Genomic DNA, 7,608 nt, shown 5'->3' with positions numbered 1-7,608 from the left:
TTGCTCTAAACCATAACTTCTTCCCCGTATAACTGAACCCCCCCGACACGTTTATTATTGGGGGGCGGGCCTGGGGGGGGGCCGCCTTTCCTATTCAGTTCTCGTGCAACCAGGCTTCCAACGTGGGTCCCGCAGTTGTCGATCCAGGCCCGGGCAACAGCGCCCCACCCTTCATCGCCTTACCCGCTCCCGGCATCGAGATCGGGATCAGCAATCTGCGCCGGCCACGGTATTTCAAGATCTCGCGCGTCATGGCCGGGATCTCGAGGACCTCGGGCCCGGCCAGGTCTGGGGCCCTACCGGTCGGACCGTTCTCAGCACAGGTCACGAGCGCCTCGGCAACGGTCTTCGCTGCCACCGGTTGTGACCGCATCCGGGGAACCATCGCGATCGGCCCCAGTCCGAAGAGGGCGATGGTCTTCTCGCCGAACTCGAACCACTGAGTGGATCGCAGGATCGTGAAGGGAACGCCCGACGCTTCCACCGCGCGTTCCTGGGCAGCTTTTCCCTGGTAGTACCCGAACGACTTCAGCTGCGGATCGTCGCAGTTCACGATCGAAAGCAACACGTGGTGCTTCACGCCGGCTCTGGTTTCGGCCGCGGCGATATTCCTCGCTCCGGTCTCGAAGAACTCGATCGCCTTCTTGGCACTGTTGGTGACGTGATCGCTCACGTCGACAACCACGTCGGCGCCGGCAACCGCTTCGTCCAACCCGGCACCCGTGGAGATGTCGACTCCCGTCGATCGAGCGGCAGCGACCACGTCATGGCCCCTTGCCTTGGCCTGCTCTACGACCAGTTTTCCCATCTGGCCGGTTCCGCCCAGAACAACAATTCGCATGATGCCTCCGTCAAACCTGTGCGCCCGGCTCTCTTCGGCCTGGTCACATAGTGGACGATGCAGCCGCCCGGAGTGTGACGGTCGGGCAGATCAGTCGCTGTACTTCTCCGAGACCCGTGCCCGCCACTGCGACCAGACCGGATCCAACGCTTCGCTCGCCTCGTGTGCGTGGTCGGCCACAGCCCGGGCCAGCATCCCCGGTCCCGCCAGCGGCGTCACGTGCCCTTCGACGTCGTCGGAAGTCTTCATCCCCAACAGCATGGTTGTACCGAGCACGCGATGACCACCAAGAATTCCCGGCAGCGAACGGCCCGGCACGCTTCGCAGGTCGAGTGTTTCCACGAGAAGCGCGTCACCGTCGACGGTGATTCGCTGATCCGAGCGAAGTGCACCGCCGGTTTCGCCGGTCCGGCCGAACACGATCATCTCGTCGAGCAGCGCCACCGCGTCGGATTCCAGCGAAATATCCACGCGCCTGGTCACATCCGCGCCGCCGGCGACGACAAACGGTGCCGCACGCCAGATCAGCGCCGCACCCGCGCCGACGCTCGCTGATGCCGACCACGACGCCCGGCCACCGCGCGCGTTGTACGCGACGGTCCCTGAAGGCTCGATCACCTCGAGACACGTACCCGGTGCGACCACGAATTCGATACGCAGGTCGTCACCGGCAAGCAGCGTTGCGCTGTGCCCTACCAAGGCAATTCGCACGGTGAGCTCGCGAGCGTCGACGAATCGCGGGGCCAGGAAGTCGCCCGAGATCAGCTCTCGCGCAACAGCGGTGTCCCCCACTCGCTCGACGACAACCCGCGTAGCTCCGGTGCTCATCAGTGAGCGTGAGAGTGACTGTGCCCGTGACCGTGTCCGTGGTCGTGGTCTTCTTCATCGGCATGGAAGTGCGGTGCCATCGGTCCCGGATCCTGCGGGGTGTGGCTACCCGCGCGATGAGCTGCGATGACCTGGCGAAGCCACGCGCTGAGCTGGTCGATCGTGGCGTGATCCTTCTGGCTGAGCGCGAGAACGGGAAGTCCGTCACGCGCGGCCGTGGCATCGGCAACCATCTGGACCGCGTCGACGTCGACGTACGGGGCCAGGTCGATCTTGTTGACAACCAACAGATCTGCCCGCTCGATTCCGGGACCACCCTTGCGTGCGACGTCTCCGCCGCCGGCGACGTCGATGCAGAAGATCTGGGCGTCGACCAAGGCCGGACTGAACGTGGCGGTCAGATTGTCACCGCCGCTTTCCACGATCACCATGTCGAGGGGATGGAACTGACGCTCGAGGTCTTCGACCGCAATGAGATTCGGTGTGACGTCGTCACGAATTGCCGTGTGCGGGCACGCGCCCGTCTCGACTGCGACGATGCGCTCGATCGGCAGAACGTTGGCCGCGCGCAACAGTCGTGCGTCCTCGTCGGTGTAGATGTCGTTGGTGACAACCGCGATCTCGTACTCCGACGCGAGTTCGCGGCAGATGGTGGCGATGAGGGTACTTTTGCCGGTGCCAACCGGTCCGGCGACGCCGAGCCTCAAACCTCTTGCAGCAGTGGCGGTGTTGTTCAGGTTGTCAAGCACGGAAAATCCTCCTGGATCGAGCGTGGTGTTCGAGTGACCATTGTTCGACCAACGGTCCTGTTGTTGCGGGTATATCTGTGACGCCGTCGACTGCTACGGCAGCCGCGGCGACGGTTTCGATGGTCGAGGCGGCTCGGAGCAGCCATTCGACCGGTTCTGCCGGATCCACCGGCAGTAGCTTCAATGCTGCCGACGCCACCGTTTGAGCGTCGTCGTACAGACAGGATCTAGCTGCCTGTAGGTCGTCCATCCCGGAGATCGCCGTGAAGACTCCCAATGCGAGCGGACGCATCGGATGCCCGGGCAGAGCCATGAGGATCTGCACCGCGGGGTGGTGCGGCCACAATCGCGACGCCAGCCTTGCCAGCCCGCGTCCGAGTTGAATCGACGCCTCACGCAGCGGTGCGCTGGGAGTCCGAGCGAGCAGTTCTCTCGAGATGTCCTCGAGTTCGGCTGCACTACCCGCGCTTACGGCCCAACGCCGCGTAATCACCGTTGCAGCGGCCTCGACCAGCCCTACTGTTTCGAGTCGCCCCCGGATGAAGTCAGGGACCTGACTCTGCAGGAGTCCGCCCACCAGTGCCGGTTCCAACCCCGACGAGTGCGCGTGGCCGCCCGTAGGCAGACGCCCGTCTGCCAAGAGCATCGACGATATCTCGGCAGACGCCATCTCGATTGACATGGTTTCAGAACAGCATGTAGCGCTGAGCCATCGGCACTACGTCAACGGGGTTGGGCGCGATCAGGTCGCCGTTGACCTTGATGGCAAACGTCTCCGGATCGACGTCGATGGACGGCAGTGCCGTGTTGTTCGGCATATCCGCCTTGGTGAGGTGCCTCGTCGGACGAACGCCGGTAAGGCTGCGGGTGAGACCGAGACGATCGGCCAGACCGTCCTCGATGGCCATCGGCGAGACGAACGTCGTGGACAGGTGCGGCGCCGACCCAGGGGTTGCCGCGATGGCCGGGCGAACGAACACCGGCTGCGGGGTCGGGATCGCAGCGTTCGGATCACCGAGCGGCGCAGCAACTATCGCCCCACCCTTGATCACGGCAGAAGGACGGACTCCGAAGAAAGCGGGGTCCCACAGCACCAGGTCTGCCATCTTCCCTGCCTCGACCGATCCGATTTCGTGATCGATACCGTGTGCCACCGCGGGGCAGATCGTGTACTTGGCGACGTAGCGCCGCGCACGCTCGTTGTCGGCCGGCATGCTGGTGCCCAGCTTTCCGTACTGGGCCTTCATGACGTGGGCCACCTGCCACGTCCGCAGAGTCACCTCGCCGATACGGCCCATAGCCTGGGCATCGGACGAGGTGATGGAGATGGCTCCGATGTCGTGCAGAAAGTCTTCCGCCGCAATCGTTGTCGGGCGGATTCGAGACTCGGCAAAGGCAAGGTCCTCCGGAACCCGGGGATTGAGCGCATGGCACACGATGAGCATGTCGAGGTGCTCGGCAACCGTGTTGACGGTATGCGGCAACGTCGGATTGGTCGATGCCGGAAGAACGTTCGGCTCACCCGCGGTCACGATGATGTCCGGCGCGTGCCCGCCGCCGGCACCTTCCGCATGGAATACGTGGATTCCGCGTCCGGCGATAGCGTCCAAAGTATGCTGTACGTAACCGGTTTCGTTGAGACTGTCGGCGTGCAGCGCTACCTGGAGGCCGAACTCGTCGGCTGCTCGCAGAGCGGCGTCGATCGCGGCCGGAGTGGAACCCCAGTCCTCGTGAACCTTGAATCCGCCTGCGCCCGCGAGAGCTTCCTGGCGCATGGCCTCATGGCTGACGGTGCTGCCCTTGCCGAGAAGAAGTACGTTGAGCGGGATGTGGTCGAGGGCCCGATGCATCATCGTCAGCGACCAGGCGCCGGGCGTGACGGTGGTTGCCTTGCTTCCTTCGGTGGGCCCCGTTCCGCCGCCCGCCACCGTCGTCGTACCAGTGGCGAGTGCTTCCATCATCTCGACTTCACTGAGGAAGTGCACGTGAGTGTCGATCGCACCCGCGGTGAGGATCTTTCCCTCGCCGGCGATCACGTCGGTGCTCGGCCCGATGAGCAGCTTGGGGTGAACACCGTTCATGATGTCTGGGTTACCGGACTTGCCGATCGCAACGATGCGTCCGTCGCGAATTCCGACGTCTGCCCGGACAATTCCCCAGTGATCGAGGATCACCGTGTTGGTGATGACGACGTCGAGAGCACCCTGATCACGAGTGGTCAGGCCCTGGCCCATCGACTCGCGGATGCTCTTACCGCCGCCGAAGACCATCTCGTCGCCGGTCGCGGTGTAGTCGTGCTCGATCTCGATCCACAGATCTGTGTCGGCCAAACGGATCTGGTCGCCTGCAGTCGGGCCGTACAGGGAGGCGTAGCCGCGTCGATCGATCCTGCTCATTCGGCTGTCCTCTCAACTGTCGTCGCGGCGTCATCCGGTGAATCCGCCTCGACTGGAACATCACTCACGCGAACGTTCACCGAGGACGCTCGCAACGGCTCTTCGACCTCGACGCCGGGTGTGCCGAACGGCATGACGGTCTTGGGCTCACGCGCATGCGTCGGCAGGTCTTCGTCCGGCACGATCTGCAGGCCCGGGACCCTTTTGAGTCCGCCGAGCGCGATCAGTGTCACCGTCCTGCTCACCCCCGGTTCGAACCGAACCGACGTTCCCGAGGGGATGTCGAGCCGGAAACCGTCTGCCGCTTCGCGATCGAAGGTCAGCGCCGGGTTGGCGGCCGGCAGATGGAGATGCGAACCGATCTGAATGGGACGATCGCCGTCGTTGACGACGACCATCGTGATCTTTTCCGCGTCCGTGCCGAACTCGAGCGGTTCGGTGGACACACGTACCTCACCGGGGATCATCGAATGGGCTCCGTCACGGTGACCAGCTTGCGACCGTCCGGGAAAGTGGCCTCCACCTGGACGTTTGCAATCATCTCTGGTACCCCTTCCATCACGTCGTCGCGGGTGAGCACTTGCCGACCGGCGTTCATCAGTTCCGCAACCGTCATTCCGTCACGCGCGCGCTCGAGAATCCAACACGAGATCAGGGCCATCGCTTCGGGGTAGTTCAGCAGTACCCCGCGCTCGCGGCGGTCGCGGGCGACCATGCCCGCAACGCTCAGGAGCAGCTTTTCGGTATCTGAAGGGGTGAGATGCACTGACAAGCCCTTCCGGTTGTGAAACGACATCGATCGACAGCGTGCTGTCGGGCCGAGATTAGCATTGCCCGAAGCGTCGTCAGTATCCACGAGATTCACATCGTCGGCTACTTCAGCACCCACTCGGCACACTTGCGCTGCTCATCGAATTATTCGGGCGCCCAACGACGCTCAGCTGTGCGCACCGGAGTGGGAACTATCACCACAACCAAAAAGTTTCACCCCCGTCTCCTGTTGGAAACGGGGGTGAAACATGGTCGTGCAGTGTGCAATCCCCGGACTTATCCGAAGCGGCCGGAGATGTAGTCCTCGGTGGCCTTCTGTGTCGGGTTCGAGAAGATCTTCTCGGTGTCGTCGATCTCGACGAGCTGACCGGGCTTACCGGTTGCCTCGAGGTTGAAGAACGCCGTCTGGTCACTCACACGCGCAGCCTGCTGCATGTTGTGCGTGACGATGACGATGGTGAAGTCCTTCTTCAGTTCGGTGATCAGGTCCTCGATCGCCAGAGTCGAGATCGGGTCGAGCGCGGAGCACGGCTCGTCCATGAGCAGGACGTCGGGCGAGACGGCAATGGCACGCGCGATGCACAGACGCTGCTGCTGACCGCCTGAGAGGCCACCACCGGGCTTGTCGAGGCGATCCTTGACCTCGTTCCACAGGTTGGCGCCGCGCAGCGAACGCTCGGCCACCTCGTCGAGCTTCTTCTTGCTGCGCTCGCCCTGCAACTTCAAGCCCGCGACGACGTTGTCCCGGATGGACATGGTCGGGAACGGGTTGGGTCGCTGGAAGACCATGCCGATGGTCTTGCGAACACCGACGGGATCGACGTTCGAACCGTAGATGTCTTCACCGTCGAGCAAGACCGAACCCTCGACGCGCGCACCGGGAATCACTTCGTGCATGCGGTTGAGCGAACGAAGAACGGTGGACTTGCCGCAGCCGGACGGGCCGATGAAGGCGGTGACACTCCGGGGCGGGACGGACAGGCCCACATCGGCGACGGCGTGGAACTTGCCGTAGTAGATGTTGACGTCCTTGAGATCCAGACGCTTGGCCATTACCGGCTCCCTACTGAGTTGTTGACGCTGTTGAGTACGAACATGTTCCGAGGCCGCATCACTTGCTTCTGACCTGTGAGAAGTGACCGATCAGCTTCGCGACGATGTTGAGGATCGCGATCAGCAGGATCAGGGTCAGCGCTGCGCCCCAGATGCGGTTGGTGCCGGCGTCGGTGGGGTTGTTCATCTCGGCGACCATGACGGAAGGCAGAGTGCCCATTTCACCGTTGAACAGGTCGAAGTTGATGAACGGTGCGTAGCCGACGAGGATCAGCAGCGGTGCGGTCTCACCGAGCACGCGGGCCAGGGCCAGCATCACGCCGGTAATGATGCCGGGAAGTGCCGTCGGCAGAACGATTTTCGAGATGGTCTTCCACTTCGGCACGCCGAGCGCGTACGACGCCTCTCGCAGATCCATCGGGACGATGCGCAGCATTTCCTCGGTGGAGCGGATGACGACCGGGACCATCAGAAGGACCAGAGCCAGTGACACGGCGAACGCGGACTTGGGGAAGCCGAAGGTCGCGATCCACAGGGCGTAGATGAAGAGCGCGGCCACGATCGACGGAACACCGCTGAGGATGTCGACCATGAACGTGGTGAGCTTGCCGAGCTTCGACTTCCGGTCGGCGTACTCCACCAGGTAGATCGCGACGAAGATACCGAGCGGGATGGAGAAGACCGCGCACACGATGCCTTGCAGCAGGGTGCCGATCAACGCGTGATAGATACCGCCGCCGTCGGCCGACGCCGTCAATCCGCTGAGCGAGTTGGTGAACCACGTCGGCGACGTCAGAGCGGGCAAGCCCTTGGCGATGACCGTGAAGAGCACCCAGACCAACGGGATGAGCGCGATGACAACTGCCAGGCTGACCAAGATGGTCGCGATGACGTCCTTGGCGCGACGACGGGCACCGACGCCTTGGAAAGTGGGGGCCTTGACCGGCCGGTCCAGAGTGGAGGTCATAGG

The 7,608-nt window shown here is 63.3% G+C and carries 9 protein-coding genes; all 9 read right to left on the bottom strand.

Annotated features, from left to right (window positions below):
• Positions 1-94: 94 nt before the first annotated feature.
• Entirely contained in the window at positions 95-841 is a 747-nt protein-coding gene (locus ACFQ6H_RS05440) for an SDR family oxidoreductase (RefSeq protein ID WP_378531999.1), read from the bottom strand.
• A 90-nt stretch (positions 842-931) separates the two neighbouring features.
• A complete protein-coding gene (locus ACFQ6H_RS05435) occupies positions 932-1,669 on the bottom strand; it encodes an urease accessory protein UreD (protein WP_378531996.1) in 738 nt (245 codons plus the stop codon).
• A complete protein-coding gene (ureG, locus tag ACFQ6H_RS05430) occupies positions 1,669-2,418 on the bottom strand; it encodes an urease accessory protein UreG (protein WP_347874591.1) in 750 nt (249 codons plus the stop codon). Before ureG ends, ACFQ6H_RS05435 begins: the two co-directional genes overlap by 1 nt.
• Positions 2,411-3,100, bottom strand: coding sequence for an urease accessory protein UreF (locus ACFQ6H_RS05425; RefSeq protein ID WP_378644498.1), 690 nt, complete (start codon positions 3,098-3,100; stop codon positions 2,411-2,413). Before ACFQ6H_RS05425 ends, ureG begins: the two co-directional genes overlap by 8 nt.
• Positions 3,101-3,104: 4 nt before the next feature.
• The gene (locus ACFQ6H_RS05420) at positions 3,105-4,814 is read right to left on the bottom strand and encodes an urease subunit alpha (protein WP_378644496.1); all 1,710 of its coding nucleotides are present in this window, start codon (positions 4,812-4,814) and stop codon (positions 3,105-3,107) included.
• Positions 4,811-5,281 (bottom strand): urease subunit beta, encoded by a 471-nt coding sequence (gene ureB, locus ACFQ6H_RS05415; RefSeq protein WP_007733849.1) that lies wholly within the window; start codon positions 5,279-5,281, stop codon positions 4,811-4,813. Before ureB ends, ACFQ6H_RS05420 begins: the two co-directional genes overlap by 4 nt.
• Positions 5,278-5,580, bottom strand: coding sequence for an urease subunit gamma (ureA, locus tag ACFQ6H_RS05410; protein WP_003939800.1), 303 nt, complete (start codon positions 5,578-5,580; stop codon positions 5,278-5,280). Before ureA ends, ureB begins: the two co-directional genes overlap by 4 nt.
• 281 nt (positions 5,581-5,861) lie before the next feature.
• Entirely contained in the window at positions 5,862-6,638 is a 777-nt protein-coding gene (pstB, locus tag ACFQ6H_RS05405; RefSeq protein ID WP_230814665.1) for a phosphate ABC transporter ATP-binding protein PstB, read from the bottom strand.
• A 58-nt stretch (positions 6,639-6,696) separates the two neighbouring features.
• Positions 6,697-7,605 carry a phosphate ABC transporter permease PstA gene (gene pstA / locus ACFQ6H_RS05400; protein WP_003940100.1) on the bottom strand — a complete coding sequence of 303 codons (909 nt, stop codon included), beginning with the start codon at positions 7,603-7,605 and terminating at the stop codon, positions 6,697-6,699.
• Positions 7,606-7,608 lie beyond the last annotated feature (3 nt).

It is taken from the genome of Rhodococcus sp. NPDC056506 (assembly GCF_042794945.1).
Taxonomy (GTDB): domain Bacteria; phylum Actinomycetota; class Actinomycetes; order Mycobacteriales; family Mycobacteriaceae; genus Rhodococcus_F.
This window is presented reverse-complemented; position numbering and strand designations above follow the sequence as displayed.